The 15,146-nt window shown below is 46.2% G+C and carries 16 protein-coding genes; 13 read left to right on the forward strand and 3 right to left on the reverse strand.

Features of this window, described 5'->3' with window-relative positions:
* Window positions 1-4 precede the first annotated feature (4 nt).
* The 5 genes from ACES2C_RS05435 to ACES2C_RS05455 all read left to right on the forward strand — a co-directional run bounded on the left by ACES2C_RS05435 (window position 5) and on the right by ACES2C_RS05455 (window position 3,375).
* Window positions 5-994: a response regulator gene (locus ACES2C_RS05435; RefSeq protein WP_374165984.1), complete on the forward strand. Its 990-nt coding sequence runs from the start codon at window positions 5-7 to the stop codon at window positions 992-994.
* Window positions 995-1,057: 63 nt separating this feature from the next.
* The gene (locus ACES2C_RS05440; RefSeq protein ID WP_374165985.1) at window positions 1,058-2,098 is read left to right on the forward strand and encodes an AI-2E family transporter; all 1,041 of its coding nucleotides are present in this window, start codon (window positions 1,058-1,060) and stop codon (window positions 2,096-2,098) included.
* 123 nt (window positions 2,099-2,221) lie between these two features.
* On the forward strand, window positions 2,222-2,494 hold the full coding sequence (locus tag ACES2C_RS05445) for a YtxH domain-containing protein (RefSeq protein WP_374165986.1): 273 nt from the start codon (window positions 2,222-2,224) through the stop codon (window positions 2,492-2,494).
* Between the two features lie 35 nt (window positions 2,495-2,529).
* Complete coding sequence (locus tag ACES2C_RS05450) at window positions 2,530-2,886, forward strand: phage holin family protein (protein WP_374165987.1); 357 nt, start codon at window positions 2,530-2,532, stop codon at window positions 2,884-2,886.
* Window positions 2,887-3,375 (forward strand): hypothetical protein, encoded by a 489-nt coding sequence (locus tag ACES2C_RS05455; protein ID WP_374165988.1) that lies wholly within the window; start codon window positions 2,887-2,889, stop codon window positions 3,373-3,375. It begins immediately after the preceding gene.
* Between the two features lie 62 nt (window positions 3,376-3,437).
* On the opposite strand, the gene ACES2C_RS05460 is transcribed toward ACES2C_RS05455, so the two are convergent.
* Window positions 3,438-4,385 carry a GDP-L-fucose synthase family protein gene (locus tag ACES2C_RS05460; protein ID WP_374165989.1) on the reverse strand — a complete coding sequence of 316 codons (948 nt, stop codon included), beginning with the start codon at window positions 4,383-4,385 and terminating at the stop codon, window positions 3,438-3,440.
* A 571-nt stretch (window positions 4,386-4,956) separates the two neighbouring features.
* Here ACES2C_RS05460 and trmB point away from each other — a divergent pair.
* The 8 genes from trmB (at window position 4,957) to ACES2C_RS05500 (ending at window position 13,999) form a co-directional block, all read left to right on the forward strand.
* Window positions 4,957-5,604 (forward strand): tRNA (guanosine(46)-N7)-methyltransferase TrmB, encoded by a 648-nt coding sequence (gene trmB / locus ACES2C_RS05465; protein ID WP_374165990.1) that lies wholly within the window; start codon window positions 4,957-4,959, stop codon window positions 5,602-5,604.
* 1 nt (window position 5,605) lies between these two features.
* Complete coding sequence (locus ACES2C_RS05470) at window positions 5,606-5,941, forward strand: MGMT family protein (RefSeq protein WP_374165991.1); 336 nt, start codon at window positions 5,606-5,608, stop codon at window positions 5,939-5,941.
* A gap of 57 nt (window positions 5,942-5,998) precedes the next feature.
* The gene (locus ACES2C_RS05475; RefSeq protein WP_374165992.1) at window positions 5,999-6,352 is read left to right on the forward strand and encodes a carboxymuconolactone decarboxylase family protein; all 354 of its coding nucleotides are present in this window, start codon (window positions 5,999-6,001) and stop codon (window positions 6,350-6,352) included.
* Between the two features lie 17 nt (window positions 6,353-6,369).
* Window positions 6,370-6,960, forward strand: a complete 591-nt coding sequence (locus ACES2C_RS05480) for a DNA-3-methyladenine glycosylase I (RefSeq protein ID WP_374165993.1) — start codon at window positions 6,370-6,372, stop codon at window positions 6,958-6,960.
* 308 nt (window positions 6,961-7,268) lie between these two features.
* Window positions 7,269-10,067, forward strand: coding sequence for a DNA polymerase I (polA, locus tag ACES2C_RS05485; RefSeq protein WP_374165994.1), 2,799 nt, complete (start codon window positions 7,269-7,271; stop codon window positions 10,065-10,067).
* Window positions 10,068-10,076: 9 nt separating this feature from the next.
* Complete coding sequence (locus ACES2C_RS05490; RefSeq protein WP_374165995.1) at window positions 10,077-11,189, forward strand: toxin-antitoxin system YwqK family antitoxin; 1,113 nt, start codon at window positions 10,077-10,079, stop codon at window positions 11,187-11,189.
* A 122-nt stretch (window positions 11,190-11,311) separates the two neighbouring features.
* Window positions 11,312-12,730, forward strand: coding sequence for a glycogen synthase (locus tag ACES2C_RS05495; protein WP_374165996.1), 1,419 nt, complete (start codon window positions 11,312-11,314; stop codon window positions 12,728-12,730).
* 6 nt (window positions 12,731-12,736) lie between these two features.
* Window positions 12,737-13,999 carry a glucose-1-phosphate adenylyltransferase gene (locus ACES2C_RS05500; RefSeq protein ID WP_374165997.1) on the forward strand — a complete coding sequence of 421 codons (1,263 nt, stop codon included), beginning with the start codon at window positions 12,737-12,739 and terminating at the stop codon, window positions 13,997-13,999.
* Between the two features lie 114 nt (window positions 14,000-14,113).
* Here the strand turns inward: ACES2C_RS05500 and ACES2C_RS05505 are convergent, their stop codons facing one another.
* A complete protein-coding gene (locus ACES2C_RS05505) occupies window positions 14,114-14,794 on the reverse strand; it encodes a metal-dependent hydrolase (RefSeq protein WP_374165998.1) in 681 nt (226 codons plus the stop codon).
* Window position 14,795: 1 nt separating this feature from the next.
* Window positions 14,796-15,104, reverse strand: a complete 309-nt coding sequence (locus ACES2C_RS05510) for a YbaB/EbfC family nucleoid-associated protein (protein WP_374165999.1) — start codon at window positions 15,102-15,104, stop codon at window positions 14,796-14,798.
* Window positions 15,105-15,146 lie beyond the last annotated feature (42 nt).

Below are 15,146 nucleotides of genomic sequence, written 5' to 3' on the forward strand. Positions count from 1 at the left end.
TATTATGCGCCCGATTAAAATATTGCTCATCGATGATGATGAAGAGGATTATATTCTAACGCGGGAAATACTGGCTTCCGGCCCGGAAGCCGGTGCATATCACTTATCATGGTGTAACAACTATGAGGAAGCCATCAACGCCATGCTCAAGAACCATCATGATGTTTATCTGATCGACTACCGGCTGGGGGGCAGGTCGGGGCTTGACCTCTTGCATGAGGCCGTCCGGTCTAACTGCACCGACCCGATGATTGTACTTACAGGAAAGGGAGACTCGAGAACCGACGAGGAGGCGCTTCGCATCGGAGCTACTGATTATTTAACAAAAGGAGAGATTACATACGCAACTCTGACGCGCGCCATCAGGTACGCACTCAGAAACAACAAGACCATCGGTAAGCTAAAAAGGAGCGAAAACAAGTTTAGGATCTTCTTTGAACGCACCACTGACCCCATTATGATCACAGATCCGGGGGGCGTAGTCTACGAGGCCAACGAGGCAGCACTGAATTTCCTCGAAACCTCTCTGGAGGACCTTCTGAAACAAAACTTCTCTCATTTCTACCGAAACTTAAAAGACCATGAACTCTTCAACTACCAAATAGGCCGCGACGGCAGTGTGAAGGACATGGAAATTGAAATAATTACAGCATCAGGAAAAACAAAATATTGCAGTATTTCGTCATTCATACAGATTGTTCAAAATGGAAGTAAAGAGCTCTACTACTCTATCTTGCATGACATTACAGCTCAAAAGCAACAGGAAGAACTGATTACTGACACACCGGCTGTTGCTGAAGACTTTGTGCAAGTCATGGCCAACGAGATCTACAATCCGCTTTCAAGCATCAACTTTGCTACCGAAGAACTGAAAAACAACTCTAACGGCCCCAGCGATCCTGAGCTGTTAGACATTATAAAAATGAACTGTGAACGTATTGGGCAGGTTACGACATCTCTGATTTCCGAAGTCAGGAAAAAGATCAGGATATAGCAGGTCGGGAGCAAGAGAGTCTGAGACCCCGCCACCACAGATTCTTAATGCGAAATAGAACCGATGGCTGTATTCAACTATAAGGAACGTAACAACATCCTTCTCATTATCCTCATTGTACTCGGCTGTTGCATACTGTACTCCCTGCGTTTTATTGCAGGATCGCTTCTTAGTACCGTTATCATGTATACCATCTTCAGGCCAGTCAATGTGTACCTGGCCCGAAAGAGACTGAACCGCCATTTCACAGCCGCCACGATCATTACAAGTTCTCTTATAATTTTCGTAATACCGTTCTACGGACTCAGCCTCCTAGTGATTGATAAGATTACACAATTTCAAAAAGACCCCTTAACGCTGCGGGTCATTACCCTGAAACTTGACGACTTTTTCGGTTCAAAACTCCACCAGCCCGACATGTTGCAACGCGCAATCGGGAAGGCCAGTTCATACGCTGCTGACCTTTTCCCGTCTATAATCGGAGGAGCGGCAGATCTCCTTCTCGGAATCGTGGTCATGTATTTCCTGCTCTACTTCATGTTCATAAACTATGAGACCTTTGAGCGCCAGCTCTTGCGATATTCGCCCTTCCGCGAACAAAATGCCTTAAAGTTCGCTGCAGAACTGAAATATACCACCTACTCCAACATCCTTGGCCAGGGCCTGATAGCCATCGTCCAGGGTTCGCTTGTCTCCATCGGCTTTTTCATCTTTGACCTGCCCGACGCTATTTTCTGGGGCGTTATATCAGTATTCTTATCTTTTCTGCCACTTATAGGAGCCGCCTTTGTGTTTGTGCCCGCCGGATTTATTGCGATTGCCGGAGGAGACAAAACAAACGGCATAGGCATCCTGGTGTGGGGCATCCTTCTGGTATCTAATATCGACAATGTGATCAGGTTCCTCATCGCCCGGCAAATCGGCAACATCCACCCGATTATTACAGTTATTGGCGTTATCATTGGGATACCCACTTTTGGTATCATGGGTCTGGTACTCGGCCCCCTTCTGTTGTCGTATTTCATCCTCACGGTTAAAATTTATGAAACCAGCAAGCTGGCTTCTGACCGTCTCGACAAGATCCGGTCATCCGAAGAAGAGTAGTTTTACACATGCCGGCTATGCTCGCTTAATACATCATATATTTGAATTAATCAAAACAGATCGTTTCTGTATTTTGTATTAATATTAGTTAAATAATTACTAAAAAACTTAAACTTCTAAGTCATGAGCGACAATTCAAAGGTTCTGCTGGCCCTGCTCGCAGGAGTAGCTGCCGGAGCTGCACTAGGCATCTTATTTGCCCCCGACAAGGGCTCTGATACCCGCGACAAATTAAACGACGCACTAAAGAATCTGGGCGATTCAATTAAAGACCGTGCTGCCGAAGAGATCGAAACCTTTTCTTCTCTAAAAGACAAGGTGATGGATAACATCAAGTCCAGATTCGGAGCTATGGAGGAAGAATTCGCTTCTCAGGATTCTGCGCCTCAGGTGTAATTTCACTAGTTCCTGATTTATTTACTTTATTGTTTATGCCAGAAACACAAGACCAGAAATCGCAGGACATTGTCTCTTTGCTTAAGGAATATATTTCCACTAAAGTGGAACTCGCACGCTTATCAGCCATTGAAAGACTGACCGTAGTAACGTCGAGCCTGATCACCATATCCTGTGTGGTGATGGCTGCCCTTCTTACTTTCCTGTTTGCATCATTGACGCTTGCCTTTTTCCTGGGCGAACTCCTTGATTCAAATGCAGCCGGCTTCGGACTGGTGGCCTTGCTCTATCTGATCATTGCTGTTGTTATCGCCAAGACGAAAGACCAGTACATTAACAAGCACCTGCAGGATTTTATGGTTAAGATAATATTCAACAAAAAGAAGAAATAGATGGAAAAAAGCTTCAGCAGCCTGGCAGAACTACAGGCAGAAATCGATCTTTTGAAAGTGAAGAACTTCCAGCAGGAGGAAACCTTAAAGGAATCATTAAGCAGTCCCTCTGCCGTACTCCACTCCATAAAGGGCTTTTTCAAAGCAGGGAATAACAAGAAGTCTTTAACCTCTGATCTTCTTAATCAGGATGTTATTACGAATATAGCCCGCGTAGCAATCCCTCTCTTCATGAATGGCGTACTGTTCAAGAAATCCGGTTTTATTACGAAAACCCTGGTGACCTTCATCTCGCAAAAGATGGCCAAGCAGGTGAACTCTAATGCTGTTTCGGGTATAATGGATAAAGTAAAAGGCTTATTCCAGAAAAAAAGACTTCGTCTTTCAGCAACTTTGGTGTTAAAGCCGCCCGCAGACCACTTGACTACGGGATTCCGCCAGACAGCGAGAGCTATTAACCTGGCATCCACAAAAGCAAAGCCTCATTGAAAAGAACCTGCAGCTCTTATCAACGAGGCTTTTTGGTGAAAGTGTATTTGTTTTAAAGGCCATTATGAAGCAACGGCAGTCTCTTCAAGCTTAGAAAGAAAATCTGAATAAGCCAGCTTTATCCCTTCCTTCAGCCCCACTGAGTGCTTCCAGCCATATGAATGCAATTTAGAAACATCCATAAGCTTACGGGGTGTGCCGTCAGGTTTTGCTGCATCAAACACCAATTTTCCTTCGTATCCTATAATTTCGCTGATAATCTCAGCCAGTTCCTTGATGGTAATATCTTCGCCAGTACCGATATTAATCAGATTGGGTTCATCGTAAATATCCATCAGGGTTACGCAAGCATCTGCAAGGTCGTCAGCAAATAGGAATTCCCTTCTGGGGCTTCCAGTCCCCCATACAACCACCTCCTCTGCTCCGTTCACCTTTGCCTCATGAAATTTACGGATCAGAGCAGGCAGAACATGCGAATTCTGCGGGTGATAATTGTCATTGTACCCGTATAAATTTGTCGGCATCACCGAGACAAAGTTGCACCCATACTGCGCCCGGTAGGCATCGCACATTTTGATCCCGGCTATTTTTGCAATCGCATAGGGTTCGTTCGTATATTCAAGTGAGCCCGTCAGCAGATACTCTTCCTTCAAAGGTTGCGGAGCCAGCTTAGGGTAGATACAGCTCGATCCAAGAAACATCAGCTTCTTGACACCCTGCTTATAGGAGTTGTGAATGATGTTGTTTTGAATCATCAGATTTTCGTAGAGAAAATCCGCACGATACGTATTATTGGCTACAATACCTCCAACTTTAGCTGCTGCAAGGAAAACGTAGTCGGGCTTTTCCTCTGCAAAGAAAGTGGCAACTGCCTGCTGATCTCTCAAATCAAGTTCAGAAGAAGATCTGGTAACAATATTGTCAAAACCGGTTTGCTGTAGTTTCCTAAAAATGGCAGACCCGACCATACCACGGTGCCCCGCCACATAGATTTTCGCTTCTTTTTCCACGGATGTGAAGTGTTTGGCCAAATATAGGCAATCTGCACGGGTTACCATTCGTCTTTAAGTAAGCTCGTTGTCAAATTTTAAACTAATCGGTGCTTTTAATTAAATTTTAATTAAAAAGAAGCTTTATCTTTGAGGTAGCACTGCCGGCAATAGCTCCGTGCTGCAAAAGGCCATAATACTTCTCTTCCGCCTGCGCACCAGCAGACGGCCTCACTAAAGAACCACTACAAGCTTGTTTCAATACCAGTCCTGATAAACTCTAAGAGCGGACTGAGTCCGGGTTAACTGCGGTTATTTCTCGCTTTTACCCGCAGTCAGCCCGCACTCAAGCCTCACTTAGCCCTCACCGGATGATGCGAAGGCAATATTCATAAAACAAACTAAAGTAGTGAAAAGGAACAGTCGGTTTGGAACAGTGGCATTTTCAATTGACCTGTTATCTTTTGAAAAAACCTTCGTGAGCTGCGCAGGAGAACAGGAATTAAAGATAGGTAAATGTTCTTTAGGGCCATTTAAAAACAAATAGACTTACACGAAAAACTTGCAGTACATTTGCAGGCAGTTTAATTGAATGGGAAAAGATAAATTAAGACGATTTGCAGAGGTTGCAACGTTTGAAAACGTGCTGCAGCTGGATGAAGGAAAAATCTTCAAAGGGCGATGGAGTGAAGCTCACTTTAAGAATGACCAGCCACTAATTCTGGAACTTGCCTGCGGCAAGGGAGAGTATACCGTTAACCTGGCCAGACTCTTTCCCGACAAGAACTTTATCGGCATCGACTACAAAGGCAACAGAATCTGGCGCGGGGCCAAGACTGCTCTTGAAGAAAATATTACCAACGTCGCTTTTCTGAGAATCCAGATCGAAAACATCCTGGACTATTTCGCAGAGGGCGAAGTTTCAGAGATATGGATCACATTTCCTGACCCTCAGCCACAGATAAGCCGAGAGAAGAAACGGCTTACTTTCCCCGGCTTTCTTCAAAAGTACCGCATAGTACTTAAGCCGGAGGGCATTATGCACCTCAAAACAGACAACGATGGCTTACACGCCTACACCATCGAGAAGATTGAGGAACTTAAATTAACTCTTCTCCAGCGTACTGAGGATCTCTATCGGTCAGAGCTGGTTGATGATGTATTGTCTATAAAAACTTATTACGAAAAAAAGTATCTTGCAAACGACAAGAATATAAACTACCTGAAGTTTACGTTCTGAGATGAACAAGGATAACTTTTTCGAAATGGTGTTCGAAGTTGTGCGACAGATCCCATATGGACGGGTAACTTCTTATGGTGCTATTGCCGAGTTCCTGGGAGCAAAGCGCTCGTCGCGCATGGTGGGATATGCAATGAATGGCGCCGGGAAAGCAACTCCTCCTGTGCCTGCTCACCGGGTGGTCAACAGAGCGGGTATGCTTACCGGAAAGGCTGCCTTTGGCAGCACTGACCTGATGCAGGAACTTCTTGAGAGAGAAGGAATAAAGGTCAAAAATGACAAGATAGTAGATTTCAAGACGGTATTCTGGCATCCGGAATCCTTGCTTGAGAGCTGAACACCAGCTGCGGACCTGAATAATCTTTGGATGCCTTTACTTAACTGAGTCAAAAAAATGGGAAAACTAATAGACGATTTTAATAGCTACCGGAGCCGGATGAACGACCGGATCATGGAAACCTCAAATACGAACATCAAGCGTTTTTTTGCGCTCGACACCACTTCATATGCAGCGGGAGCGCTTGACGTGAAGACAAAAGAAATGCTGGGCCTGGTGGCGTCTATGGTACTGAGATGCGACGACTGCATTAAATATCATCTGGGAAAATGCCACGAAGCCGGGGTGACGAGCGATGAACTTAATGAAGTGTTTATGATCGCGAATCTCGTCGGCGGGTCCATCGTCATTCCACATTACCGCAGAGCAGTAGAGTACTGGGACGAGCTCTGTGAGCAACAGGCTTCCTGAGCGTAAATAAAAAGAATATGAGCGACAGCAATTCATCAAAAGAAAGCATCATCCGGTGCGGATGGTGCGGTTCTGATCCCTTGTACATGAAGTACCACGATGAAGAGTGGGGAAAAGAAGTGCATGATGACGAGGTCCTTTTCGAATTTTTAATCCTCGAGTCGGCGCAGGCCGGACTAAGCTGGATCACCATTCTTAAGCGAAGGGAAAACTACAGGAAAGCTTTTGCAGAATTTGATGTGCGGAGGGTAGCCGCATTTACAGAAGAAGATGTGGCCCGGCTGATGCAGGACGAAGGGATCATCCGGAACAGACTGAAAATTGAGGCAGCGATCAGCAACGCAAAGCTCTTCCTGAAGGTACAGGAGGAGTTCGGCTCCTTCGACCGGTATCTGTATTCGTTCATGCCAGAGGGGAAAGCCATCATTAATGAAGTCGGTAACCTGAAGGATGTGCCGGCCAGGACTGAGCTATCCGACACCATATCCAGGGATATGAAGAAAAGAGGCTTTAAGTTTTTCGGAACTACTATTTGTTACGCCCATATGCAGGCCACCGGTATGATCAATGACCACCTCGACAATTGCTCCTTCAAACACACGAACTAAGTCTGGTTAAATCGACCTTACCCTAAATTCTGGATTCCGATATGCAATACTACTTCACGCGTCCTGTAATCTGTTCCTTTTAATCCTTGACCAGATCACGGAATAAAAGAGTGTGAGCTACTTGGCCCACCGCTTTTAACACAGTGATTGCTCTTCCCGCATTTAACACGACCGCTCTGCATATTGAGCATGACGATCGGGCGGGCCAGCCTCCTAAGATTAATTATTTTGTTGTTACCTTTGGGCAACAAGCGTTCGTTTAGTGTCCTGAATGACGCGGATCACGGATATCTGTGCAAGTAAACAAGATGAAAAAACTATTTCTGTTAGACGGTATGGCTCTGATATACAGGGCTCACTTTGCGTTAAGCAAGAATCCCCGCTTTACCTCCGGAGGCATAAATACTTCGGCCGTTATGGGGTTCACCAATACGTTGCTGGAAATCCTAAGGAAGGAAAGTCCAAGCCATATCGCCGTCGTATTTGATACCGATGCTCCTACCGAACGCCATACCGACTTTACTGATTACAAAGCGCACCGGGAAGCAATGCCGGAAGATCTTTCGGCAGCCCTTCCGTATGTGATCAGACTGATAGAAGGGTTTAACATTCCTGTCATCACCGCTGATGGGTACGAGGCGGACGACATCATTGGAACGCTTGCTAAAAAAGCAGAACAACGAGGTTATACCGTATTCTGTATGACCCCTGACAAAGATTTCGCTCAGCTTGTTTCAGACAATATCTTTATATACAAGCCCTCGCGGATGGGCAGTGACATCGAAATCCTCGGAGTGCCTGAAGTGCTCTCTAAATGGGAGGTGGAACGAGTAGAACAGGTAATCGATATTCTTGGCCTATGGGGCGACGCAGTTGATAATATTCCCGGCATTCCGGGGATTGGCGAAAAGACGGCTAAATCGTTGATAAAACAGTACGGTTCCGTTGAGAAAATTATTGAGAACAGCCACGAACTGAAAGGCAAGCTACGCGAAAACGTGGAAAAGTACGCAGAACAGGGACTGGTGTCGAAGAAACTGGCTACGATCCTGCTGAACGCGCCGGTTGAACTTGACGAGGAGGCTTTGCAAGTAAACCCGCCTAGCAGGGATAAGCTTGAACCGCTTTTCATGGAACTCGAGTTCCGCACGATCGGTCGCCGCGTTTTTGGTGAAGAATTCAACGTCGCAAACGTCAGGCAGGTAAGCTACGGACAGCAAACTGATCTTTTCGGGCAGCCGGCTGAGACCGTTGAAGTAAAAACTGAAACGATCGTTGAACCGGTCGCACCCTCGAAGAATATCGATAACACCGAACACGAATACATCCTGGCGGATTCGGCGGAGAAACGAGAGGAGCTCATCGTGCATCTCTCCAAGCAGCCATTTTTCTGCTTCGATACTGAAACAACTTGTACAGATGCGAACAACTGTGAGCTGGTGGGAATGTCTTTTTCCGTTGAAAAAGGCAGGGGCTGGTACGTTCCTGTCCCCCTTGACCAGCACGCAGCCAAGGCACTCGTACAGGAATTTAAAGCTCTTTTCGAAAATGAAACTATCCGCAAAGTGGGGCAGAACCTCAAGTATGACATTCTTGTCCTGAACTGGTACGGCGTCTTTGTAAAAGGAGAGCTCTTTGACACGATGATTGCCCACTACCTCATTGATCCCGACACACGGCATAACATGGATATCCTTGCGGAGAATTACCTCGGATACACTCCTGTTCCTATTACCTCCCTGATCGGGTCAAAAGGCAAGAACCAGGGCAATATGAGGGACGTCGAACTCGAAAAGATCAAGGAATATGCCACAGAAGATGCAGACATCACCCTTCAGTTAAAGGACGTTTTTGAACCTTTACTCGAGGGAACGGGGACCTACAAGCTTGCCAAAGAAATAGAAAACCCGCTGATTTATGTCCTTTCAGACATGGAGCGGGAAGGAGTGCGGGTAGACGAACCTGCCCTGGCCGAATATTCGCGGCAGCTGGAACTCGACATCCGGCAGCTTGAGCAAACCATCTATGACAAGGCCGGCGTCCGGTTTAATATTGCGTCGCCCAGGCAACTCGGTGAGGTTCTTTTCGATAAGCTTCAGCTTGATCCAAAGGCAAAGAAGACCAAGACCGGTCAGTACCAGACGGGAGAGGACGTATTGATGTCGCTGGCCAGCAAGAGCGACATCGTAAAGGACATCCTTGACTTCAGACAGCTGCAGAAGCTGAAGTCGACCTACGTTGATGCACTGCCACTGATGATTAACCCTAAGACGGGGAGGATCCATACTTCATACAACCAGGCTGTAGCAGCTACCGGAAGACTAAGTTCCAATAATCCGAATCTGCAGAATATACCGATAAGAACAGAACGGGGAAGGGAAGTTAGAAAAGCGTTCATCCCAAGAGACGAGAACCACGTCCTGCTTTCTGCCGACTATTCACAGATTGAGCTTCGCCTTATTGCTGAAATAAGCAAGGATGAGAACATGATGGACGCTTTTGCCCGCGGACTGGATATCCACACGGCGACCGCTGCAAAGGTATACGGCGTAGGGCTTGAAGATGTCACTTCTACGCACAGGCGCAACGCAAAGGCGGTTAACTTCGGTATCATTTATGGGCAGTCGGCCTTCGGGTTGTCGCAAAGCCTGGGAATACCACGAAAGGAGGCGGCTGAGATCATCGAAGAATACTTCAGGCAATACTCGGGTATCAAGCGGTACATGAGCGACACAATGAACTTTGCCCGCGAGAATGGCTATGTGCAGACCTTAATGGGGCGCCGCCGATATCTGCGCGACATCAATTCAGCAAACGCCACTGTCAGAGGCTTCGCGGAGCGAAATGCTATTAATGCTCCAATACAGGGTTCCGCCGCAGACCTGATCAAAATCGCCATGATTAACATTCATCGTGATATCAGAGAAAAGAACCTCGACACTAAAATGACGATGCAAGTGCATGACGAACTTGTTTTTGACGTACCTTTATCTGAAATAGACCTTGTAAAGCCTATTATCGAAGAAAGAATGAAAAACGCCATTAAAACGACAGTACCTATTTTAGTAGAAATGGGCACCGGAGTGAACTGGCTCGAAGCCCACTAGGGAGATCAGATGAAAAAAGCGGCTACCTGCCTTCTATTCTTATTGTACGTTGCTATCCTCTCTGTGCGAGGTCAGGAGAAGGGCCGCAGGGTGTTTGTTGAGCGGACAGCCGATAGCCTGTATACCTTTTACTTTGACAGCCAGTATTACCTGACTGATAAAGACTGCGAATTCTTTGCAATAAAACGAACAGGCAGTTATGCAAAAAGTATTAAAGCATTTGAGGGCAAGTTCAGCGACACCGATACTGCAGGCACTACTGTGTTAACCGGGAACTATAAAGGCGGAAAAATGGATGGAACATTTAAAGCTTTTTACCCTGGCGGCTATCTTCGATGGCAGGCGGATTTTGATAACGGCACTCCCCGTGGTATGTTATACTATTACTATCCTGATGGCCGGCCGATGAGTATCCTTCAGGCGAAAGGTGCCGACATTCGTATCTTAAATTCATGGAATGAAAAAGGCAAGCCTGTTGTGCAGAACGGGGACGGCCGGTTTGAACTTACAGACCCGCAGTTTGGTTACAATGTGAAAGGCTATGAGGCAATAATCTATAAAGGAAAAGTAAAGAACGGAAAGCCCGACGGCACCTGGACCATCTCCTACCGGTATGCAAAAGGGGAGAACGAAATAGCCGCAATAGAGAAGTTTGATGACGGCGCATTCCTCTCCGGTGTTGCCTACGACAACTATTCAAGCTACAAGACTTCTCAGCTACGGTTCACACCGTCGGAACCATTTAAGAACGCCGAGCTGTTTGTGGCGAAGAACTGCACCGTGGACGAGCATTATAACTTCACGCTATTTCTCTCAGATTACCTGAGTAAAAACTTCGACCCTTCCTGGGTGAGCCTCCCGCTGGACGAAGAAATAGAACTGGAACTGAACGTCGATGTGAGCGGAAGAGCATCGCGCATTACCCTTGTAAAAGGTCCGGGCGATACGATTGCCAGCCGCGCGCTTCTTCAGATCCTGTATTCGATTCCTTATTGGATTCCGTCTCAAAAGGAAGGTCAACTTATCAACGATACGCTGAGGGTGAAGCTGAACATGAGTTCAGATGAAAGGAAGAAAATGACTTTCAGCGACATTATAATCAGCAGAACAAAAGGCAGCTGATCATAAGTGCGTGATCTACTGTTTTAAAAAAAATACAAAAACTATTATCAAAACGATTGTTTTCTTGTTTTTCAGATAGATAAATTCATAACTTTCAAAACAGATTAACATACATTAGAATTATGGTTGTAATCCATGTTAGCGCCGAATGTTACCCGGTTGCCAAAGTCGGGGGCTTAGGTGATGTTGTTGGTTCTCTACCTAAATACCAGCAGGCAGCCGGAGTGAACGCGATGGTTGTAATGCCTTATTACGACAGACAGTTCGTTAGAGAAAGTACCCTCGAAGTTGTTTTTTCTTCAGAACTGCAGATGGGAGGCAGAAGCCTTCCTTTCCAGATACTCAAAGAGAGCACTGACAAGCTTGGGTATCCCCTCCACCTCGTTCGTATTCCCGGTCTTCTTGACAGACCTGATATCTATTCTTATCAGGATGAGACGGAACAGTTCGTCGCATTCCAGCTTGCCTTTTTAGAATGGCTGCTTCAGTTCGGGACTAAGCCTGACGTAATCCACTGCCATGATCATCAGACCGGCCTGATTCCATTCCTGATGAATCACTCGCACCGGTACAATGCCCTGACCAGCATCCCCACCGTTCTGACTATCCATAATGCCCAGTACCAGGGGTGGTTCGGATGGGACAAGTACCACTACCTGCCAGATGTTGACCCCTGGAAGTGGGGAATGCTCGACTGGCATGGCACCATTAATCCGCTTGCTGCCGGCGTTAAAAGCTGCTGGCGATACACCACGGTGTCACCCAGCTATCTGGAAGAACTAAAGTCGAGCTCAAATGGGCTTGAGCATTTGTTTGAACTGGAGGAAGGGAAAAGCCAGGGTATTATCAACGGAATTGATACAGAAGTATGGGATCCTGCTACCGACACTATGATTCCCTGCAATTACCACATCGACAATGTGAGTAAGGGCAAGCAGGATAATAAGAGAGCGATTTGCAAGCAGTTCGGACTAAGTATTTCCAAGCCCCTGGTTGCCTTTATTGGAAGGCTGGTTGGCGAAAAAGGCGCAGACCTCCTTCCTGAAGCTGTTGCCTCCGCCTTTAATAATCTGAAAGGAAAAGTAAGCATTCTGGTGCTTGGCTCGGGAGAACATGCTATAGAAGAAAGTTTAGCCAATCTCAGAAATAGTTTTAAGAAAGATTACAATGCATTCATCGGTTACGATGAAGCACTTTCACACCTTATTTACGCAGGAGCGGATTTTATCCTGATGCCTTCAAGAGTTGAGCCCTGCGGCCTGAACCAGCTGTATGCCCTTCGCTACGGAACGATCCCAATAGTAAGAAAGACGGGCGGATTAAAAGATACAGTTATTGATTTCTCTGAACCGGACGGCTATGGAGTAAGCTTTGAAGAGGCGAGCTCTGAGGCTATAAGCGAAGCGATTGTGCGCGCTACTGAATTATGTGCAAACACGCCGGGGATTCGTTTGTTACGAAAGAGGATGATGAACCTTGACTTTTCATGGCATCGTTCAGCAGGCCAGTATATCGACCTTTACAAGAGCCTAAATATTTAATAATATATGATGTCGAAAGTAATTGCAGTTATTCTTGGAGGCGGACAAGGAACCCGTCTACATCCTCTTACTGCCACCCGTTCAAAACCAGCAGTTCCTATCGCGGGGAAATACCGCCTTGTAGATATACCAATCTCTAATTGTCTCAATTCAGGAATAGACCGGATTTTTGTCCTCACGCAATTTAATTCAGCTTCCCTAAACAAACATATTAAGAACACGTATCATTTTAACGTCTTCAGCAATGGCTTTGTTGATATCCTGGCTGCCGAGCAGACGCCAAGCAACAGCGGCTGGTTTCAGGGAACGGCGGACGCGGTGAGGCAATCGCTGCACCATATCTCTCCTTTCGACTTTGAGTATGTTCTGATCCTTTCGGGCGACCAGCTGTACCAGATGGATTTCAATGATATGATTGAAAAACACGCAGCAAATAATGCAGAGATCACAGTTGCCACTATTCCGGTCACAGCCAAGGAAGCCTCCTCATTTGGTATCATGAAGACTGATGAAAACAACAACATCACTTCCTTCATTGAAAAACCCAAAACGGGACTAGAAGAATGGGCATCAGAAGTTGATGATGAAATGCGGGCACAAGGGCGCCTGTACCAGGCATCCATGGGTATCTATATCTTCAACCGGGAGTCGATCTATAACACGCTGATGAACGATCCTCACACCGATTTTGGAAAGGAAATTATCCCAGAAGCGATCAACAAGCAAAAGGTGATAAGTTATCAGTACGATGGATACTGGACTGATATTGGAACCATCCCTTCCTTCTTCGAAGCAAACATCGGCCTTACCGACAACATTCCCAAATTCAACCTCTTCGATAAGAGAAGTATCTTTTCAAGAGCCCGCATGCTCCCGCCGTCCAAGATACTTGGAACTACACTCGAGAAGACAGTGATTGCGGAAGGATGTATTGTAGATGCGAGCCGAATTGAGCGTTCAGTTATTGGCATCCGGACACGGATTGGGCGGGGAACGACAATCGAGTGCAGCTACATCATGGGCTGCGATTATTATCAAACACTTGAGCAGCTTGATGAGGCGAAGCGGACGGGATCACCGATTATGGGAGTGGGCGAACGCTGTTATATCAAGAATGCCATTCTGGACAAGAATTGCCGCATTGGCAATGATGTACGAATAAACGGCGGTCCTCACCTGGAGGATGGCGATTATGAAAAATATACGGTACGGGAAGGCATCGTAGTTATTAAGAAATCAGCCGTTATTCCAAACGGAACAGTCATATAGTGCGAGCAAAAAAAGGTTACAAGATATCTGAACACAATCGAACAGAACTTGTAACCTTTCTTTATAATTAACTCAATATTGTATGAAAAGCCGTACCTCCTGGTACTGAGGATATCAGTACTCTGAGGTACTGCCAATCGCGAGGAGGTTCAAACGAATGCCAGCCTTATCAAACTTCGAAACTGCTTCTTCCTTATTAATCTTGATGTACCCAAAAGTGTCGTAATGCATCCCGATTATGTTCTGGCAGTTGATGAACTTCGAAGCTATAACCGCGTCATCTACACCCATAGTAAAATTATCACCGATAGGCAGGAATGCCAGGTCTATGGTGTACAGCTCGCCGGTCAGTCTCATATCCGCCATAAGTGCTGTATCCCCTGAATAATAGATTGTTCTGGTGCCTGCAGTAATAATAAAGCCCGCAGCTGTTCCTCCGTAAGTGCCGTCGGGCAGCGAATTGGAATGAGCTGCGTAGACCATCTTAACAGTTCCAAACTCAAAGTTCCACTGACCTCCTATATTCATAGGGTGTGAATTGGTAACCCCTCTGTTGGCAAGCCACTCTGCGATCTCGAAAGAACAAACAACCGTTGCTCCGGTCCTGCTCGCTATCGGTACCAGATCAGCGGTGTGATCGGCATGCCCGTGTGAGACAAGAATATAATCAGCGGGTATTGAGCCTGGGTCGATGTCTCTGGCAAGCTCATTAGGAGTGATAAACGGATCGAAAAGGATGTGCTTTCCCTGTATCTCCAGCAGGAAACAGGACTGCCCGTAATAGGTAACTCTCATGTTACTGCCCTCCAAAAAGATTACCCAGGCCTCCGAGCATATTCTGACTCAGGGCCTGCATCTCAGACTGATGGACATTCTCTGCCTGTTCAATCGCCTTATTCACAGCCACTGCAAGCAATTCCTCCAGCTCCTCTTTGTCGGCCGACTTGTACAATTCCTCCTCAATATGTATGGCACTAACGTGCTTATTGCCAGTGGCAGTTACCTTGATCTTGCCTCCTTCGGCTTCACCATATACAGTGACAGCATCCAATCTTTTTTTAATTTCTTCCGCTTGTTGCTGAACCTGAAGTAATTTGTCAAACATACCTATCTTTTTTTTATGAGTAAACAGCAGCGCCGGGCAAAA

Origin of the sequence: Arcticibacter sp. MXS-1 (genome assembly GCF_041902385.1) — a bacterium.
Taxonomy (GTDB): Bacteria; Bacteroidota; Bacteroidia; order Sphingobacteriales; family Sphingobacteriaceae; genus Arcticibacter.

Bases quoted from the DNA above. Each gene is read 5' to 3' on its own strand.
- trmB (WP_374165990.1), top strand. From the start codon at position 4,957: ATGGGAAAAGATAAATTAAGACGATTTGCAGAGGTTGCAACGTTTGAA.
- ACES2C_RS05455 (WP_374165988.1), top strand. From the start codon at position 2,887: ATGGAAAAAAGCTTCAGCAGCCTGGCAGAACTACAGGCAGAAATCGAT.
- ACES2C_RS05510 (WP_374165999.1), bottom strand. From the start codon at position 15,104: ATGTTTGACAAATTACTTCAGGTTCAGCAACAAGCGGAAGAAATTAAA.
- ACES2C_RS05450 (WP_374165987.1), top strand. From the start codon at position 2,530: ATGCCAGAAACACAAGACCAGAAATCGCAGGACATTGTCTCTTTGCTT.
- ACES2C_RS05440 (WP_374165985.1), top strand. From the start codon at position 1,058: ATGGCTGTATTCAACTATAAGGAACGTAACAACATCCTTCTCATTATC.
- polA (WP_374165994.1), top strand. From the start codon at position 7,269: ATGAAAAAACTATTTCTGTTAGACGGTATGGCTCTGATATACAGGGCT.
- ACES2C_RS05445 (WP_374165986.1), top strand. From the start codon at position 2,222: ATGAGCGACAATTCAAAGGTTCTGCTGGCCCTGCTCGCAGGAGTAGCT.
- ACES2C_RS05475 (WP_374165992.1), top strand. From the start codon at position 5,999: ATGGGAAAACTAATAGACGATTTTAATAGCTACCGGAGCCGGATGAAC.
- ACES2C_RS05480 (WP_374165993.1), top strand. From the start codon at position 6,370: ATGAGCGACAGCAATTCATCAAAAGAAAGCATCATCCGGTGCGGATGG.
- ACES2C_RS05500 (WP_374165997.1), top strand. From the start codon at position 12,737: ATGATGTCGAAAGTAATTGCAGTTATTCTTGGAGGCGGACAAGGAACC.
- ACES2C_RS05490 (WP_374165995.1), top strand. From the start codon at position 10,077: ATGAAAAAAGCGGCTACCTGCCTTCTATTCTTATTGTACGTTGCTATC.
- ACES2C_RS05470 (WP_374165991.1), top strand. From the start codon at position 5,606: ATGAACAAGGATAACTTTTTCGAAATGGTGTTCGAAGTTGTGCGACAG.
- ACES2C_RS05505 (WP_374165998.1), bottom strand. From the start codon at position 14,794: ATGAGAGTTACCTATTACGGGCAGTCCTGTTTCCTGCTGGAGATACAG.
- ACES2C_RS05495 (WP_374165996.1), top strand. From the start codon at position 11,312: ATGGTTGTAATCCATGTTAGCGCCGAATGTTACCCGGTTGCCAAAGTC.
- ACES2C_RS05435 (WP_374165984.1), top strand. From the start codon at position 5: ATGCGCCCGATTAAAATATTGCTCATCGATGATGATGAAGAGGATTAT.